Consider the following 16,950-nt stretch of genomic DNA (forward strand, 5'->3'; position numbering starts at 1 on the left):
CTGAGCGTTGCTCATCAATAGATTCCGGGGCGATCCCCTAGAGGTTGGGCGCCACCCCAAATTACTACATAAGTAACAGCATGATTATGAAAAAAAAGGTCGTTTGCATCGTCGGCACCCGGCCTGAAGCCATCAAGATGGCACCGGTCATTCGAGCCTTTAAAGAATGCGAGTGGGCCAACACCGTCGTGCTCTCGACGGGTCAGCATCGCGAGATCCTGACTCAGACCCTCAGCGATTTCGGCCTTCAGGTGGATCTGGACCTGAACGTCATGCAGGCCAATCAAAGTTTGGCCGGCCTGACGGGCCGCCTCTTCCTGCAGTTGGACGCCACCCTAGAGAGCCTCGCACCCGATCTGGTGCTAGCTCAAGGCGATACGACTACCGTCATGGTTGCCTCGGTGGTTTGTTTCTATCGACGCATTCGGTTCGGCCATGTCGAAGCGGGCCTGCGCACCGGAAATCTAGAGCATCCGTTCCCCGAGGAGTTCAACCGCATTGTCACGGGTCGGATTGCCGCATTGCACTTCGCGCCAACGCTGATATCCAAAAACAACCTCTTGACTGAAGGCATTACCTCCGCACAGGTGAAGATCACCGGAAATACGGTGGTGGACGCTCTGCTGGACATGGCTCGCCGGGCCGAAGCCGCAGACTTCGGTGCGGCTGGTCCACTGATCCTCGTCACGGCGCACCGGCGTGAAAATTTCGGTGAACCGTTGAAGCGCATTTGCGCCGCCCTGCGCCGCCTGCACGATGAGTCCCCTGATCTGACGCTGGTCTACCCAGTCCACCCCAATCCCAACATCAAAGATGTAGTGTTCGAGCTTCTCGGTGGCCTGCCGCGCATCAAACTCATTCCTCCCATGGGATATCGCGAAATGGTCGGCGTGCTCAAACGCTGCACCTTCGTCATTACGGACAGCGGTGGTCTGCAGGAGGAAGCTCCTGCCCTGGGCAAGCCCGTGCTCGTTATCCGCGAAGTTACCGAGCGTCCCGAAGCAGTTGTCGCAGGGGTCGTCAAAATCGTTGGCACCGACACGGAGGCAATCGTCTCGGAGGCATTGCGCCTGCTGCGTGACCAGGCTCACTACACCTCTATGAGCCGAGGCAATTCTCCCTATGGCGACGGCCATGCGAGCGCCCGCATCGTGGCGACCGCCCGCGCCGTTCTGCTCAACGAACCCGGCGGCGCCACTGCCGTCGCCGACTGGGACCTTGGGCGAACCGGTCAAAACGCCTGAATACGGTCTGCTAGTATGCGCGAAATTCTGAATTGCATCGAACGCCCAGTTGTGGTGTTTTCGAATGGCGTCAATCCGCTGGATGACAAGCCAAGAGAAGGTTACCAACAACGGGTCGCCGCCGTGGATTCATATTTGAGTCCACATTATCGCGTATATATAAAGATAAATCCCAATCTCCGATCCGGCGAGAACTTCCGCCAGCTTGGTCTCGCTTGCCTGGAAATTGAAATTGGGCCTGAACCCAGCAGCATTATCGCCCGGTTGATACAGCGTGCTATTGCAGTTTATTCCCATAGCATTTATCCGCTTCTTCAAACGACAGCGCGGGAATTGGTTTCATTGCGACATGCGCCATTCATTGTTGATCTCCATGGCGTCGTCCCGGAAGAAATAGCTTTTTTGGGAGATGCCCCTAAAGCAGGGATCTTTGCCAGCCTGGAATCCTGGGCGGTCCTGGAGGCGGATGTCCTCGTGCACGTCACCCATCAGATGGCTAACCATTTCATCCGAAAATACCCTTGGCTGAACAACGAGAATATTGTCTGTCCGATATTCACCGAACCCTCCCATACCGAGCACAGGGGGAGAGCAACCCATAATGCTGTGGTATACGCTGGCGGAGCCCAAGCGTGGCAACAGGTCGATCGGATCGTGGATGCGGTTAAAGAGTCATTACAGACCTACACGACGACAATATTGACTCACGAACCGGCCGTATTTCGTGAAAAATTTATCGCTGCCGGATGTCCGGTGGATGGAAAGCGAATTTCAGTCTACGCGGCGCGGCCCGCCGAGGTACGCTCTGTGTATTCGAAGAGCAACTACGGCATTTTGTGTCGCGAAGCTCACATAATAAACAAAGTGGCCTGTCCAACCAAACTGATCGAGTATCTGAGTTTCGCCGTCTTGCCAATCATGGGCACACCGCAGGTTGGGGACTTTACTGACATGGGAATGTGCTATGCCACCATGGAACAATTCTCGGCTAGCCACTTGCCTACTGGTATCGAGTATTCCGAAATGGTGGCCAATAATTTCATAGTCCTGCAGCGGCTCGCAGAATTGGCAAACTCCGGGCGCAAGCAACTGCTTGCGCAACTTAGATGAGAAGGCCCGGTTTCCACATCGTGCCTAATGGCAACCAAGATATCGATGCTTCTGTAGCGCTCGTCGCTGATTAGCGCATTCTAGTGCGTGATGCCGACCTTAAAGCGCGCCCATCCCGAGAGATATGAATTGAGTGCAACTCGGAATATCCGTCCTATCATAACAGCCCTGACGTGGACGCTATTCTGCGTCTTGGCAATGCTCGCGTCCCGCTATTTTTTTCAAGAAACTGTCTGGTTATCGCCGCACGAATATGACGGTCCTATCTGGGCACTCGCCGTCATGCTGACAGGAGTGGTTCTTGGCATTCTGGTGCCGCGCAATGCCAACGCAGCATTGTTGGGCCTCGCACTTGGCTGGCTCGGCCTTGGCGTTGGTTTAGACAAATTGGCCGTCATAGGCGTATGGGCGATCAGCGCGTGGGCGCTCGGAGGTCTGCTTCTCCGTCGGATACATAAAGACCAAAGCTATTCCGTAGACCACCCATTAGAGGCCTTGGTTGTCGGCGTTGCCTTCTGGATCGCCCTATGGGGCGTCATGCTCCATTACCAGGTCAACTATCGTGGCCTTTATTGGGGATTGTGCCTACTTCCCCTAGGGAGTCTGGTCCTTGTGCCGGCCACCGGGAGCCGAGAGGCAATTGGCGGTCGGCTAACCGCAGCGAACGAGTGGATCCGCGCCATTCCACTGTGGGCGTGGGTCCCGGGTATTGCAATCACTAGCTGGGTGCTGCGATGGAGCAGCTTCCCAAGCATGGCGTATGACGATCATGCGATGCATCTCCGCATGTGGGCCAACTTCGCATCACAGCACCGCGCAGAGTTGAATCCACTCAACCAGATTTGGTCGGTGGCGCCTTTTGCGGCAGATCTACTGCACGGCGCGTTATCTCTCCTGGCGGGCGACGATGTCCGGGGCGCCTTGGATCTGGCATTTGCACTGGCCCTTCTGGTGCTGACGATCAACATCTTGCATAAGATTCGCATAGACGTTCGTTGGCAATGGCTCCTGGTCATTCTGTCGGCGAGCACGCCGATGCTCGGCAATTTGCTGCTTTCCCTACAAACGGAGTTACCGCTGGCTGTAGTGACCCTGGCAGCGGTGTCAATGATCGGTGGTGCGGGGAAGCCGCACGGAAAACCCGTCTTTGGCATCCTGGCTTGCGCTAGCCTGTGTGTCGCGATCAAGCTGCCCGGCGCAGTGCTCGCATTGACGTGTATCGTCGCGCTAACGATCCGCGTAGGAATTCGTAATACGCTAGCGCCTCTTCGCGGGAGTATGCCTGGGCTGGCGACGATGCTGATCTTAGGCTTTGCAGCCTTGCATTCCTACGGTGTGGCTTGGCGCATCACAGGGAACCCCGTCTTTCCTCTTTACAACGCGGTCTTCCGCTCCCACTTTTTTTCACCTGAAAATTTCACGGACCTCACTTGGACGAAAGGTTTCTCTCTGTACAGCTATGTGCGGGCATTCTTCGACACATCTAAATACTTCGAATCGGGAGATTATGTCGCCGGATGGCAGTATTTGATATTGCTTCCCTTCGCCCTAGTTTCACTGGCCTGCCCGGGAGCTCCGCGCCTTTTGCGTCTGGCACTGTTGCCCATGCTCGGTTTCGGTCTCGCGATGTTCGCCGCAACTCAATATTGGCGATACCTGTTCCCGGTCATGCCACTCGCCGTTGTGGTCATGGGGTCTCTGTTTGTAGAACAGCGTAGCCGCTGGCGCTTGTTCGCCATGGCATTGGCTATTGTCTGCATCGGACTCAATCTAGCATTTTTTCGCGGTGTATCGTGGATGATGCGCAACCCCGCGCAGGTGGCTTTTACGTCGGAGGGGCGGGATCTGCTCACCGGCATGTACGCGCCAGGAGCAAAGCTCACTCAGGAGATTAATAGGATAGCTCCTGGGTCGCGAGTGCTTTACCCAATGAATATCCCATCCGGCGCGACGTTGCACGGCGAACCACTATACGTGAACTGGTATGCCCCCGCGCGCATGGCTCGTTTCCTGGCGATCAAGAACGGTACCGATATTGCGTCGTTCATCGCAGAAGACCGCATCGATTTCATAATCCTTTCCCAAGCAGACGCGGATGCTACGCAAACTCCAGCCGCGTTGATGCGCGAATATATGGCTCGTTATGGTCGAGCCGTTTATCAGATCGGCGCGTTGACTTTGTATCAGGTCGTCCCAGCACCCATCAGCTACCATGATGCATTCATACTAAAGGCTCCGACGCAGACCAGCGCGAGCATGAGTACACCTAGGGATGACGCTATTTTGGCAACGACGCAGCCCAAGGCGTTTGAGGCGTTTACCACGGCTGGCGCCGACCAAGCCAGGTACTCAGTACGCTTACGCTGCGCCAGTGATAACGGAGACCTTATCGCTCAGATTAACTGGGATGTGGGGCTGCCGTACTATCGACTGATCGCCTGTCACAGCGGAACAACATCTTTTTCTGAAGCCGTGAAGATTCCCTTTGGTGCGAAGCACGGGCGACCTATCATCAGTGTTCGAGACGGATCCTCGATAGCGGTGGAAGAGCTGCAAATAGACCTTGATTGACAATCGGCCCCTGCCAAGCAGCGCCTTCAGTTCTGCCCGGAGCGCAGTCCAAATGCGCTTCCGCCGTGCCACATATGCCAGTATTCGAATTTCGCCTGGGCGGTAACTATCTCTAGCTCCGGCATGCACGCCCGCCGCATCTAGTGGTATCCTGAAACACACCGAATTATCGGGGCATCCCACTCGTCACGCCCCAAGGAAAGTTCGATACACCAGCATCGGGTTTTTGCCGCGAACGAGCACCGTCACGCCAAGCTACGATGGGGTCAAGGAAAGGCGACTCGGCGTCCCCGGACAGGTAGAGGCAGTCTCCGTTGAGGCATCGACAATTTATTCATCCATCCCATGACTGATAAATTCTCGCCACTCACAGACCAACAAAAACTTTTGAATGTTGTATTTCCCGACAGTGGCTTCTCCTACGATTATCTCAAGTGGCTATACAGAGATGCTCCGGACGGAAACGACATTTCAAGCGATTATCGGGAAGCTGAAGAGTTGTTAGGCCACTACACGATTCTCCCGCAACGATGGTACTTTGGCTCAGAGACTAAATATCTGGCCCTGTCGCTCAATACGGCCGTTCACGAAAGAGCTCGCGGGAAAGGTATGTTCACGCGGTTGGCAGAAGAGTCCTACGCTGCCGCGGCAACCATGGGAGTTCAGGCAGTCATCGGTGTAGCGAACGCCAACTCGACGCCGGGGTTCCTCCGACGGCTGAAATTTAAACTTATTGATCCTCTACCCGTCGTCGCGGGCGTCGCTCTACCTGCCCTCTGGAACGAGGGTGCGAGCCATGCAGTGACCCCCGAATTCCTGGATAGCACGCAATTCAAAACGATCGCGTCGTGTATTGAGCAAGCTAGCGCGGGAAGCGGCGTGTCACAGGCCTGGACACTCGAGAAGTTGAAATGGCGACTCGCCAGTCCTCGAAGCAGTTACGCCCTGCACACGAATTCCAACGGAACCTTGATTACGACCACTGCACGTGCAGCAGGGTGCCGCACGATTGTGGCCTTGAAGTTTTTTGCCCATTCTCCGACAGTCCAGGTCGACGGTGGTGGCCTGCTGCGCAAGGCGGCAGGATTCCATCGAAGTCCAATTTTCATATACTGCGGATTTAACGGAAGAGCGGTTGTACGAGGCCTCCCGTTGCCACGCCGATTTCTTCCTTCACCCTTGAACCTGATCTACCGAAGGCTGGATGATTCCATGCCTAAGCCGGACGAGGTCAAGTTTGACACTTTCGAGTTTCTCGATTTCGATGCATATTGAAATGGGACTCTCGGAAGCGACCAGAAAATTAAAAGATGGATACAAAGCGGGTATTGTTTACCTTAGATCTGGAAGATCATCTTGCTTGCTACGACGGATCGAGTAGGTATCCTGGGGTGACGCGCCAAGTCATGAACACACTTGCCGATCGGAATATCAAGGGCACAGTGTTCACTGTTGGCCGGATAGCGGAAAGCGAGCCGGGGTTGTTGCGCGAAATAGCCGATATGGGGCATGAAATCGCCTGCCATAGCTTCGACCATTTGCCTCTCGACAAACAGTCTCCAGCGCAGCTGCGGGAAAATACCAAACGCGCGAAAAAAATTTTGGAGGACTGTGTAGGCCAAGAGGTTGTAGGATTCCGTGCGCCAGTTTTTTCGCTCGTCAAACATACGCAGTGGTTCGTTGATGACCTGAAGGAAATGGGATTCTCCTATTCTTCCAGCGTGATGCCGGCGCGTACGCCACTGTACGGATTTCCGGGTGCACCACAAAAGCCTTTCAAATGGCAGAACGGCCTAATCGAGCTGCCTTGCCCAGTAGGAAGACTCGGAAGTCTAACTTTACCCTATCTGGGTGGGTTCTATCTAAGATACCTGCCGGGCGCAATTATTCAGAAATTGCTACGCCAATCGTCCGAGGCTTCATGCCTGTGGACGTATTGTCACCCTTACGATTTCGACGTCGATGAGCCCTTCGCGCGAATTTCCGGCGCTTCGTTGTGGGTTAGTTTGCTATTGTGGCTCAACCGACGCAGCGCCATGAACAGGATGCTGAGCGTAGTGGGAGGGGGGGGTGGTATGACGCTCGCCTCGTGGGTGAGCGAATTTCAGGAAACGCTACCAACCCACGCTTCTATGACGCCCCCGGACGGTAAGGAAGTGGTGTAACGGGGCCAATACGGCCGCGAAAATTTCACCGCTTCTCAGCTTTATCATGACCGTCGCGGCGGGCTAATGGATCCCCTCCGCTCGTCGCCGTGGCAGCGACCGATAACAGCCAAGTCTTAATACAAATTATTTACCTGCTGCGCTGGCGCCAGAAGCGGTGCTTCGATATTGTTACGTCGATAGGAATTATCGGGAAGCAGTGTCTCGAGCACGCGCCGGTGGGCCGACCACTCGACATCGACTTTGCCCTTTGAATACGGGCTGCTTCGCTGAAAGTCCCAACATTGTGGGTTTTGAAGAAAGTCGGGCAAGCTGGCGGTCGAGGGCGTTGTTAACAGCACAGGCGGTATGCCCTTAGGCCGCCGTACGTTAAAATTCCGAAGCCGGGGCCTGTAGAATGAGCCGGAGACGTGGTACTTGAGGAGTTTAAGATTGTTTAACCGCTTTGGCCAAATTGCAACACGGGGATGGAACGCGCTCCGGCTTGTCCCGCGTGCCATAGAAGTCGGCGGCGGTTTGTCGGGTGCCGTCGCCAAAGCGATGCGGCTTTATAAACGCGAAGGGATCAGCGGCCTCAAACGCGGTTTGCGGCTTGTAGGGCGATCTAATACCCCGTTATCGCTGGACCACTATCGTGGGGCCGGTATGGATACTCCCGTTTCCACGCCCGCTGCGTCGATCTTGAGGCGACGCATTCTCCTCATAGCGGAGCTCAGCATCCCACAATGCACAAAATATCGGGTGATGCAAAAACGGGACATGCTACACAACCTAGGAGTCGAGTGTACAGTACTAAACTGGAATGACACTCGCTCATGCCTTAACGCACTCGCGACCCATTCTTGCGTTATTTTCTATCGCGTTCCCGGATTTGGGTCGGTCCTGCAGTTGATAAAAGAAGCGAGGCGACTGGGCCTACATACGGTGTGGGAAGTTGATGACCTGATCTTCGACCGCGATCTGCTCGCGGCAGCCAAGTCGCTTACGCATTTGGACCAAGATGTCCATGCCGGTCTACTGCGTGGCGCGTCGCTCTATCGGTCAGCGATGCTCGCTTGTGATGCTGGCATTGCGTCGACTCATGGCCTGCGTCAGTCCATGCTCGACGCGGGCATGCCGACAGTCCATGTTATCGAAAATGCGTTGGACCAGGCGACGCTCACGGCCGCAGCAATTGCCAACGGAAAAGCCCGCGTCGATGACGGGGTCGTCAGGATCGTGTACGGCTCGGGGACGAGCACCCATAACCTCGACTTCGAGGAGGCCGCAACTGCGCTTTTGCGCGTGCTCGGGCGCTATGAGAATGTCAAGCTTCGTCTAATCGGTCTCCTCGACCTTTCGCCTGCGTTCTCGAGATATGAGTCCCAGATAGAGCGTGTTCCATTGTGCGACTACGACGAATACTTGCAGTATTTGGCGGCGTCCGATATCAATATCGCACCTCTTGAACCGGGTCAATTCAATGACGCCAAGAGCAATATCAAGTACCTTGAGGCTTCTTCCGTAAAGGTGACATCGATATGCTCACCCCGCTCGGCCTTCAAGACCGCGATCCGGTCGGGAGAGAACGGCATCTTGTGTGAGGGGGCGGAAGAGTGGACGTCGGCCTTGAGCCGGCTGATCGAAAGCAAAGCCCTTCGGCGCGAGATGGGAGAAGCAGCTTACGAACATGTAATGAAGGCATATTCGCCGGAATACATTGCGAAGCGACAGCTCGCGCCTGTGATCCATCCGGCGGCGAATAAAGCCCGGCTTCGCGTTCTAGCTGTGAATGTGTATTACAGCCCACGCGCTTTCGGTGGTGCGACCATAGTTGCCGAAGAGGTCAACAAGCAACTGGTCCAGCACCACAATACGGACGTCTACGTCTTCACCACCTTGGCTCTCGATGCCGCTCCTCCGTACTCGATGCGCCGATACGAAGCCGACGGCATACCAGTATTCGGGGTCGCCCTACCTCTCGGCATGGACGAGACAACGGCTTTCGAAAATCCGCAGGCTGCCGCCTCTTTCGCCGCTGTGCTAGATGCTGTGCGGCCGGATGTCGTCCACTTTCATTGCCTGCAGAATATGGGCGTGACTCTTGCTGACCTTTGCAATGAACACCGCATTCCTTATGTAGTGACCTTGCATGACGCTTGGTGGTTGTGCGGGCGCCAATTTATGGTGACACGGCAGGGGACACCGTGCCGACAGACAAATATAGATCTGGACGTTTGTGCGGCTTGTGTCGATAACGCGAGCCTCAACCGCTATCGGCAGTACATCCTGGATCGTGCTTTGCGGGGCGCGGCGGCACTGCTGGCACCCAGTTCCTATTTTGCTGAGTTCTACAAAGCGAACGGCAAACCGCAAGACAGGATTTTGGTAAACAAAAATGGCATCAAGCCGCCACGGACGACGACGAAGGTGAAGCGGGACGGTCCGTTACGATTTGCTTATGTAGGCGGCAATGTAGCGCTGAAAGGCGTAGAGCTGGTCCGTGGAGCGTTCAGAGAACTGTCCGACCGCAATATTGCGCTGACCGTCGTAGACAATGCCCTGAACCTTGGTATGAAGTCTTATCCTACCAATTATTTTTCCGCCATCCCGGGTGCCGCTATCGTCCCTGCCTACAACCAAGACACTATCGACGACTTTTTCGAGGGCGTCGATGTTTTGCTTTTCCCGACGCAAGCAAAAGAAAGCTTCGGGTTGGTCGTGCGGGAGGCGCTCGTGCGGAATGTGTGGGTTATCACGACTGACGCGGGTGGGGCCGTTGAAGATATCCTGCCCGGCCGCAATGGATTGATCATTCCACTCAAAGCGACGGTCAAGGATCTGTGCACGGCCATACTGCAGACTGCGGCGTACTACGATGAAATTCCCGCGGGGTCCCTCATCCGGTTGGAGCAAGGTAAGATCACGACATTCGAAGACCAGGCGGCGCAGCTCGCTCCGCTGTACCGCCAGATTGTTTCAGAAGCGGCCGGAACGGCTCGGATGGAGCCGGAGGCATGAACCCCTGCCCAATGGCCCCTCAGGGGTACACCAACGTCCGCCTCTATCGGATCGCAGCCTGAAACAAAGGCACCACATCCCCGTCGTGCCCATTGTCTTCTGTCAATCGTAATGTCTCGTTGTCGTGAGAAGACCAGACGGCTACGGGGTGTCGGGAAGCAGATAGAGACAACGAAACTTGGACCGGTACTTCGGGGCTTACCACCAAGGGGTGGTCGAGCAGGAAATAGGCAGGCTGATTATCCTGCGCCTCCGCCACGTCTACAGTCCCTGTGGCACACTCGGTGTGACAGATGCGCAATGTAAGAACACCGTCCGAAGCGCCTGCATAGGTTCCCAAGATAAAAGTAGCCGCGTTCAAACTTCCATTGGCCTGTGGAACGTATTCGGCGGTGACTACATCACCGCTCTTCATCGCGAGAGGCACCCAGTGCCTCTGGCTCGGCAACGGCCGGGCATAGCTAGGGTCATGCAGCCAATACCGATCAATTAGCGCGACGGTCATTACGTAGGCACCGGCGATCAGGAAAGCCGCGTAGACGGCCATGCTCACGCCCTTAAACGCCCGGCTCTGCTTTGTCGGGACGCCGCAAAGTGAATACGCGAGTAGTAACGCGGGTATATGAAGATAGCGACCTTGTACGCCCTCGATAAAGGTACTGGGAAATGGCGTCCACGTCACCGTCAGCGCCGCGAACACAAGCACGCTGGAAGCGAACGCACAAAATACCAGGCTAAGCCTGCCCAGACGCTCACCCTGGGTCCCCCTCTCCCACTTCGTGGAAAGGACCGCTAGCAACAACAAGGCAAGGGTGGCGAAAATGAGGTACAGCTGGGGAAGATAGACATCAAGGTAGCCCAGACGGCCGATGAATGTATCGCGATAAAATCGCCATCCTATCGACAGCGTATGCAGCAGCAACCGTACGAACTCTTCCGGGTGAGTCAAATAATGCCGAAGTATATGAATGGTGGAAACGTTTCGCACTACCCGTTCGTCATGCACGGCGAGTAGGGCATAAACGGTCCAAAGGACCGCGCAGAGCAAGACCGCCGCAGCTGCGATCGAGCATGCCCGACTTCTCCTCTGCCAAGCCAAGATAAACGGCAAGATAACAAGAGGAAGGGCGTGTGCTCGGCTGCTCGCCAGTACAAAGACAACCAGGCACAATACGATGATGCGTGCACCGTCTCGATCGGCGTCGCGACCAGAGAGGAGCGACAAAAAGCTGCTCGCGGCCAACATACACAAGCCCAACGAAAGCGCATCGATCGTGGCCGAGATAGCCTGGAAAACGACCATAGGCATGGTCAGCAGGGCCGTAACGGCAAAACTGGGCCTTACCAGGCGGATGGAAAGTACCACGAGCAGTGCGGAACATGTGAACGCGAATAGCCGTGCCAATTGATAACTGTGATCGATCGACAGATCCGAGTATCGGCCAATAGCGAACGCGACTGCCTGCGGAATATAGATCGCGGGGAAGTAATAGCCAGTTCCTGCATACTGCGCCCAGGACTCCGTGCCCGCCCATTCTATTTGAGGAAGAACAGCGCGCGCGAGAGCGGAATCCATCTGCGCACCGACACCCACACCATGAAATAGGGAGATGAAGCGCAACAGTCCATCATCGACAGGGCCACCAGAGCCGCCAGGTCCAGTCTCGAGCAGCACATGGCCCTTCGACAGGCGATATGCCCGCTCGAGATGCGATTGTTCGTCAGGCGATTGGCCAGGAGGAATGATTGCGCTGAGAATGAAGCATGCTGCTAGCAGACCGACTATTGCGGCGTACAGGGGAATGTCGCCGAACACGCTGTTTCGCGTCTGTGCCGCCTCTGTTGCCATCGCGTCTGGATCCTGATTAACAGCAGGCTTAAGCGAAATAGGCCCGTGCCACATCACCCACATCGCCATGCATCCGGATCTTCCCATGTTCGAGCCACATGGCCTTGTTGCATGTACGCAGCAATAGGTCGGAAGAATGCGTTGCAAGCACAAGGATATTGGTTGACTGGACCAGTTCCGTCATTCGCTCTTCGGCCTTATGCTTGAAACCTTCATCACCGACCGAAAGCCATTCGTCCATCAAGAGAATTTCGGGACGTACGATGGTGGATACCGCGAACGCCAAGCGCAGGTGCATACCGGTGGAATACGTACGTACCGGCATGTCGATAAAGTCGCCCAGCTCCGAAAATTCGATGATGTTGCCGAGCTCGTTGTCGATTTTCCTTTTGTCCATACCGAGCAGCGCACCGCGGATATATATGTTCTCCCTGCCGGTGGCCTCTGGATCAATGCCCAGGGATATGTCGATCAGGGAGCCGAGTTCTCCCCGGATGCGGGCCTGGCCGGTAGAGGGCGAGTACACACCGCTAAGCAGCCGAAGCAGGGTGCTTTTCCCCGCGCCGTTGTGTCCGACCAGACCCAAGCGGTCACCGTCGCCCAGTGAGAATGTCAGCCCTTCCAGAGCTCGGACAATGACTCGGCCCTGCTGGTCCGCTCCGAGCTGCCCGCCCGTAGCAACCTGGAGCAACCGCTTCTTGAGCGACCGGCCGCTGGCGTTGTAGATGGGGAAATCGACGCAGACGTCGGTAAATTCGATAGAAGCCATGTAGGTCAAAGCCAGTATGCGATGCGCCGCTTATAGCGGCCGTAGACGAAAAGAGCAACCAGCCACCCGCACAAAGCCATAGCGACCGAAGCGATCCAATTGAAGGCCGTCGGCATTTCTCCAAGGATAGGCGCGCGTACGACCTGCAATAGGTGATAGCAGGGATTGAAATCGAGCAGATAAAGGGTCGCTCGCATCGGGAGATGCGCAGGCATCCACATGATAGGCGTCAGATAAAAAACCACCTGAAGAACGCTCGCAACGATCTGCGGCAAATCTCTGTAGCGCGCACACAGAACGGCAAGAATGAGGGCAACCCATGCCCCGTTGATGCATGCCAGGACAAAACCGGGAATAGCCAGCAAGGCCACCCAACTCACGGGCTTGGCAAGCACAATGAATATAAGCGGCAGGATGACCACGTTATGAGCAAGAATTACTATATTCCTCCATATCATTCTGAGGATATGGACGAATAGAGGAATGGGTAGCTGCTTGATGATCCCATCCGCGGTGATGAAACCCATGCAGCCCTCCGTGACCACGGAGGAGACGAAACTCCACAATATTATCCCTGCAGCCACGAACGGCAGGAACTCATGCATCGGAGAATTGAAAATCTGCCCGAACACAAGACCGATGGTGCCGATCATGACGCCCATGCTGATAGTGAGCCAAAACGGCCCCAGAGCTGATCGGCGATACCGCTGCCGTACGTCTTGCCAGCCCAGTATCCCAACGAGCGAATAACGTTTGATCCCGGCCACGATGTCCGAGAGCGCGATTCTTAATAATCCAGTCTGCATCGATATACAATTTGATGTTGGTCGATAGGTGACGACAGCGTCATTTTGTCAGTCGATCACCCCTAGGGACACGGCGAGCCTCTATGCCCGGACGGCGACGAGGATCCCGATGATGATCAGCGCGACGCCCGCGAAATACTGGGCGTGGAACCGTTCGCCGAATACGAAGTGGCTCGCAATGGGAACAAGGACGAATGCCAGCGCCATAAAGGGATAGACCCGACCCAGCTCCACTTTCTGGAGCACCCATATCCATGCGATGGTAGTCACCCCGTATAACGCCAGCGCACAGAACAGCGTCGTGGCCGTACTAACGGCAAAGAAACTACCGGTACGTTGCAGAGAGGCGGCGCAAAGCTTGAAAAGAATCTGACCTGCAGCAATGCCGAGTACACAGAGGATCGATACGAAGTAGGTCATGGGTGCTGTTTACTCTGCGGAGAGAGGGCCGTCGACAAGCTTTGAAAAGGCCGTTTGGGCACGGCCGCTATGTCATGCCCAATAAAGGCCAGAATGAATTGGACTCCAAGCAATATCGGCGTGACGGCCAACATCACAGTACCGCTGGCGGTAGTGACCCCTCTGGCACTGGACTCCGACCAATGAATCGCGGCGTAAATCAACCCGAAAACCAACATGAGAAGGCCCAGTGGAAGCTGAATGGACGCTAGCGACATGTCCCGTAGGTAGTAGTTATAGAACAGACGTTTGAAGAAATTTCGAACGTGTTTGACCGCAAAGTCGCCCATAATTTGACCTATCCGCAGGTTGCTTACCTCATCGCCGTACTTCGCGGCCATGGGAATGTCGACCACGACGGCACGAAGCGTATTTAGGCGGAACAGCATGTCAGTTTCAAAGAAATAGCGGCGGCTAATTTTATCGAAAGGGAGGTGGCGCGCCACCTCCACATGGATGGCAGTGTAACCATTGGTGGGATCGAATAAGTCCCAGTACCCAGAGGACAGCTTCGTTAAGAAAGAAAGTGCGGCATTGCCTATAAGGCGTACCAGTGGCATTGTTCGCACCTTTTCTAGATCAAAGAAACGGTTGCCCTTGGTATAGTCGGCTTCGCCGGCGAGAATGGGTGTTACAAAACTCGATATCAAGCCCGGATCCATCTGCCCGTCGCCGTCAATCTTGACAATAACGTCCATGCCATCCGCTATTGCGGCTGCATAGCCCGTCATCACCGCACCTCCCACGCCCTGATTCTCTATGTGACGGATTACCCGCACCCTTGGATCAGCGCAGTTAGCGAGTACGTAGTCTCCAGAACTTTCGGGGCACATATCGTCAACGACATAAATGCGAGCCACCTCGGCGCCGATAGCAGCGATGACGTCCAGCACATGCGCGCGGACCTTATAACTAGGTATGACGACCGCAATGTGAGGGTCGCATTTTGTCAAGCCCATTTCCATTTTTGTCGCCTTACTATTCCTGCCGAATGTACTGTTCCGATGATGACGCGGGTCTATGCGAACCGCCGTCTAGCGGTTCACGCGGCCATTGTCCTTCCCCCGGCACGATCGGCATCCTCGGAGGCCACGCGTAAGAGAAGTCTTCATATTCGAGGGTGAGATTTGGGTTGTACGCTGGATCCGCATCCAAAATGTTGCTCCAACGTTCCTTGAAGGCGCTTACGTCGGACACCTGGGAATTATCCTTTACGCATTCGCTCCCGCTCATGCCGCCATCATGGCGGTAGAGCTGTGCATACGAGGCATAAACGTTTCTATACCCAGCCTGGAGCACCCTTATGCAAAAGTCGGCGGACGATGTCAACGATGGATGTGCCTCCTGCAGCCCACCTGCCTGAAGATAGACCGATCTTCGAATCGCTAGGCACTCTGTAGCAACTGCCGATACGCATTGAGTTGCGCGCGCGCGCCCAAAATATCCTGGATGGTCTGCAGGAAAGCCGCTGAAGCCGTATCCCGCGATGCCACCAATGCCTAGTATCATGCCGGCATGGAACACAGTCTGGTCGGCTCGCAATAAACGCGCTCCGACGGCGCCCACGCCGGACTGTATCGCGTGGGATATCATTTCGCCAAGCCATTCGGCGTCGACCGCCTCGATATGGCTATCCACCAAAACGACAAATTCTGCACTTGATCGGGCAACGGCAAAGTTGCACGCCGCGGCGTGGCCTGGATGATCCGCCTTGACAGTGCGAATCCGCCCGTCGCAGCTCAATTGCGTGAGGTCCGTCATGTCATCTCGCGAGCCAGTCGTATTGCTCACGATCAACACCTCATAGTTTGAATATGCGGTGTGTGCCAATATGCTGCTCACACATCTTCTTAGATTGCTTAGCTGAGCGCCGACCGGAATAATGACGGAAACGCTCGGTTCCGTGGAGGATAGCGCGAAGCGCGTACGGTAGAGGCCATGCGGCTGGATTTCAACCGCGCCTATGATTCCGCGACGCTGCAGATGCTCGTTCAGCGCCCTTTCGCCGGCATCTAACGCATAGGGTTTGGTCTCACCCGCCTTGGCGGTACTGGCAGCGTGCACACGCCAGTGATAGAGCACCCTTGGAACATGGACGATCTGGGATGGCGCGAGACGTTCAGTGCATCGCAGCGCTAAGTCGTAGTCCTGCGATCCTTCAAAACCCTCCCGAAAGCTGCCAACGTCACGCACAAGATCCAAGCGATAGGCGCCTAAATGCGAGATCATGTTCTGCGACAGAAACAGCTCGTAGTTCCAATCCGGCTTGAAGTAGGGATCGCGGCGTATGCCCCGCTGGGTGATCTTGTCTTCGTCGGAGTAAACGATACCCGCATCGGGCACACGATTGATAGCTTCGGCGATCCAGAACAGCGCGTGTTCGGCGAGCAGGTCATCATGGTCAAGCAATGCGATCCATTCAGACTCGGCCAGGGCGAGCGCAGTATTAGAGGCCGCCGAGATGTGTCCGTTGCGCTCGCGGAACGCGACTTTGATGCGCCTATCCGCCGACTTATAACGCTCCAGTAGCCGACGTACTTCCGGGTCCGTCGACGCATCATCCGCGATGCAAAGCTCCCAGTGCGGATAGATCTGCCGACGCACGGATTCGATCGCCTGCTCGAGCCAAGCCGCCACAGGGTTATAGACGGGCATCAGGACAGCGATGCGAGGCTTCGCCGACAGCGCCTCGCTGGCTTGCGCTAGAGAAAGCCTACGCTGCTCGTCCAGGGTGTCGTAGCGCTCCACCCAAGCCGCGTAGTCGACCCGGCTGATCGCGGCGCGGTTTCTGACCATATGCCGCATATGGGCAACACCACGGCGGATACCCGCCAGCCCTTCACGGCGATAGATGCTCAACGCACGGCCAGCCAGCTGGTACACCCCGCCCTTCTGCGCGATACCACGCCGCACCGTTCCCATGACATGGAACAGTCGACGGAGCTGCGCTTGGGCTTGGTGCCAGAATGCCTTCATG

General features: G+C 55.7%; 12 protein-coding genes. 6 read left to right on the forward strand and 6 right to left on the reverse strand.

Features of this window, described 5'->3' with window-relative positions; all coding sequences use genetic code 11:
* Positions 1–80: 80 nt before the first annotated feature.
* The 6 genes from wecB (at position 81) to AKI39_RS23660 (ending at position 10,090) form a co-directional block, all read left to right on the forward strand.
* Positions 81–1,244, forward strand: coding sequence for a non-hydrolyzing UDP-N-acetylglucosamine 2-epimerase (gene wecB / locus AKI39_RS23640; RefSeq protein WP_066641511.1), 1,164 nt, complete (start codon positions 81–83; stop codon positions 1,242–1,244).
* Between the two features lie 15 nt (positions 1,245–1,259).
* The gene (locus AKI39_RS25670) at positions 1,260–2,354 is read left to right on the forward strand and encodes a glycosyltransferase family 4 protein (RefSeq protein ID WP_145925363.1); all 1,095 of its coding nucleotides are present in this window, start codon (positions 1,260–1,262) and stop codon (positions 2,352–2,354) included.
* 198 nt (positions 2,355–2,552) lie between these two features.
* Positions 2,553–4,925 (forward strand): hypothetical protein, encoded by a 2,373-nt coding sequence (locus AKI39_RS23650; RefSeq protein WP_145925364.1) that lies wholly within the window; start codon positions 2,553–2,555, stop codon positions 4,923–4,925.
* A 345-nt stretch (positions 4,926–5,270) separates the two neighbouring features.
* Entirely contained in the window at positions 5,271–6,200 is a 930-nt protein-coding gene (locus tag AKI39_RS25045) for a GNAT family N-acetyltransferase (protein ID WP_076879742.1), read from the forward strand.
* Positions 6,201–6,331: 131 nt separating this feature from the next.
* Entirely contained in the window at positions 6,332–7,090 is a 759-nt protein-coding gene (locus tag AKI39_RS25050; protein WP_076879743.1) for a polysaccharide deacetylase family protein, read from the forward strand.
* 432 nt (positions 7,091–7,522) lie between these two features.
* Positions 7,523–10,090, forward strand: coding sequence for a glycosyltransferase (locus AKI39_RS23660; RefSeq protein ID WP_083229027.1), 2,568 nt, complete (start codon positions 7,523–7,525; stop codon positions 10,088–10,090).
* Between the two features lie 43 nt (positions 10,091–10,133).
* On the opposite strand, the gene AKI39_RS23665 is transcribed toward AKI39_RS23660, so the two are convergent.
* The 6 genes from AKI39_RS23665 to AKI39_RS23690 all read right to left on the reverse strand — a co-directional run bounded on the left by AKI39_RS23665 (position 10,134) and on the right by AKI39_RS23690 (position 16,949).
* Positions 10,134–12,008 carry a DUF2142 domain-containing protein gene (locus AKI39_RS23665; protein ID WP_158515209.1) on the reverse strand — a complete coding sequence of 625 codons (1,875 nt, stop codon included), beginning with the start codon at positions 12,006–12,008 and terminating at the stop codon, positions 10,134–10,136.
* Positions 11,968–12,708 carry an ABC transporter ATP-binding protein gene (locus tag AKI39_RS23670; RefSeq protein WP_066641522.1) on the reverse strand — a complete coding sequence of 247 codons (741 nt, stop codon included), beginning with the start codon at positions 12,706–12,708 and terminating at the stop codon, positions 11,968–11,970. The genes AKI39_RS23665 and AKI39_RS23670 overlap by 41 nt, the downstream gene beginning before the upstream one ends.
* A gap of 5 nt (positions 12,709–12,713) precedes the next feature.
* Positions 12,714–13,514: an ABC transporter permease gene (locus AKI39_RS23675; protein ID WP_066641524.1), complete on the reverse strand. Its 801-nt coding sequence runs from the start codon at positions 13,512–13,514 to the stop codon at positions 12,714–12,716.
* An 81-nt stretch (positions 13,515–13,595) separates the two neighbouring features.
* Positions 13,596–13,934: an EamA family transporter gene (locus tag AKI39_RS23680; protein WP_066641526.1), complete on the reverse strand. Its 339-nt coding sequence runs from the start codon at positions 13,932–13,934 to the stop codon at positions 13,596–13,598.
* Complete coding sequence (locus AKI39_RS23685) at positions 13,931–14,938, reverse strand: glycosyltransferase (protein ID WP_235610703.1); 1,008 nt, start codon at positions 14,936–14,938, stop codon at positions 13,931–13,933. Before AKI39_RS23685 ends, AKI39_RS23680 begins: the two co-directional genes overlap by 4 nt.
* Before the next feature lie 13 nt (positions 14,939–14,951).
* On the reverse strand, positions 14,952–16,949 hold the full coding sequence (locus tag AKI39_RS23690) for a glycosyltransferase family 2 protein (RefSeq protein ID WP_066641527.1): 1,998 nt from the start codon (positions 16,947–16,949) through the stop codon (positions 14,952–14,954).
* Position 16,950: the final 1 nt, after the last annotated feature.

Source organism: Bordetella sp. H567 (genome assembly GCF_001704295.1).
GTDB lineage: Bacteria > Pseudomonadota > Gammaproteobacteria > Burkholderiales > Burkholderiaceae_B > Bordetella_C.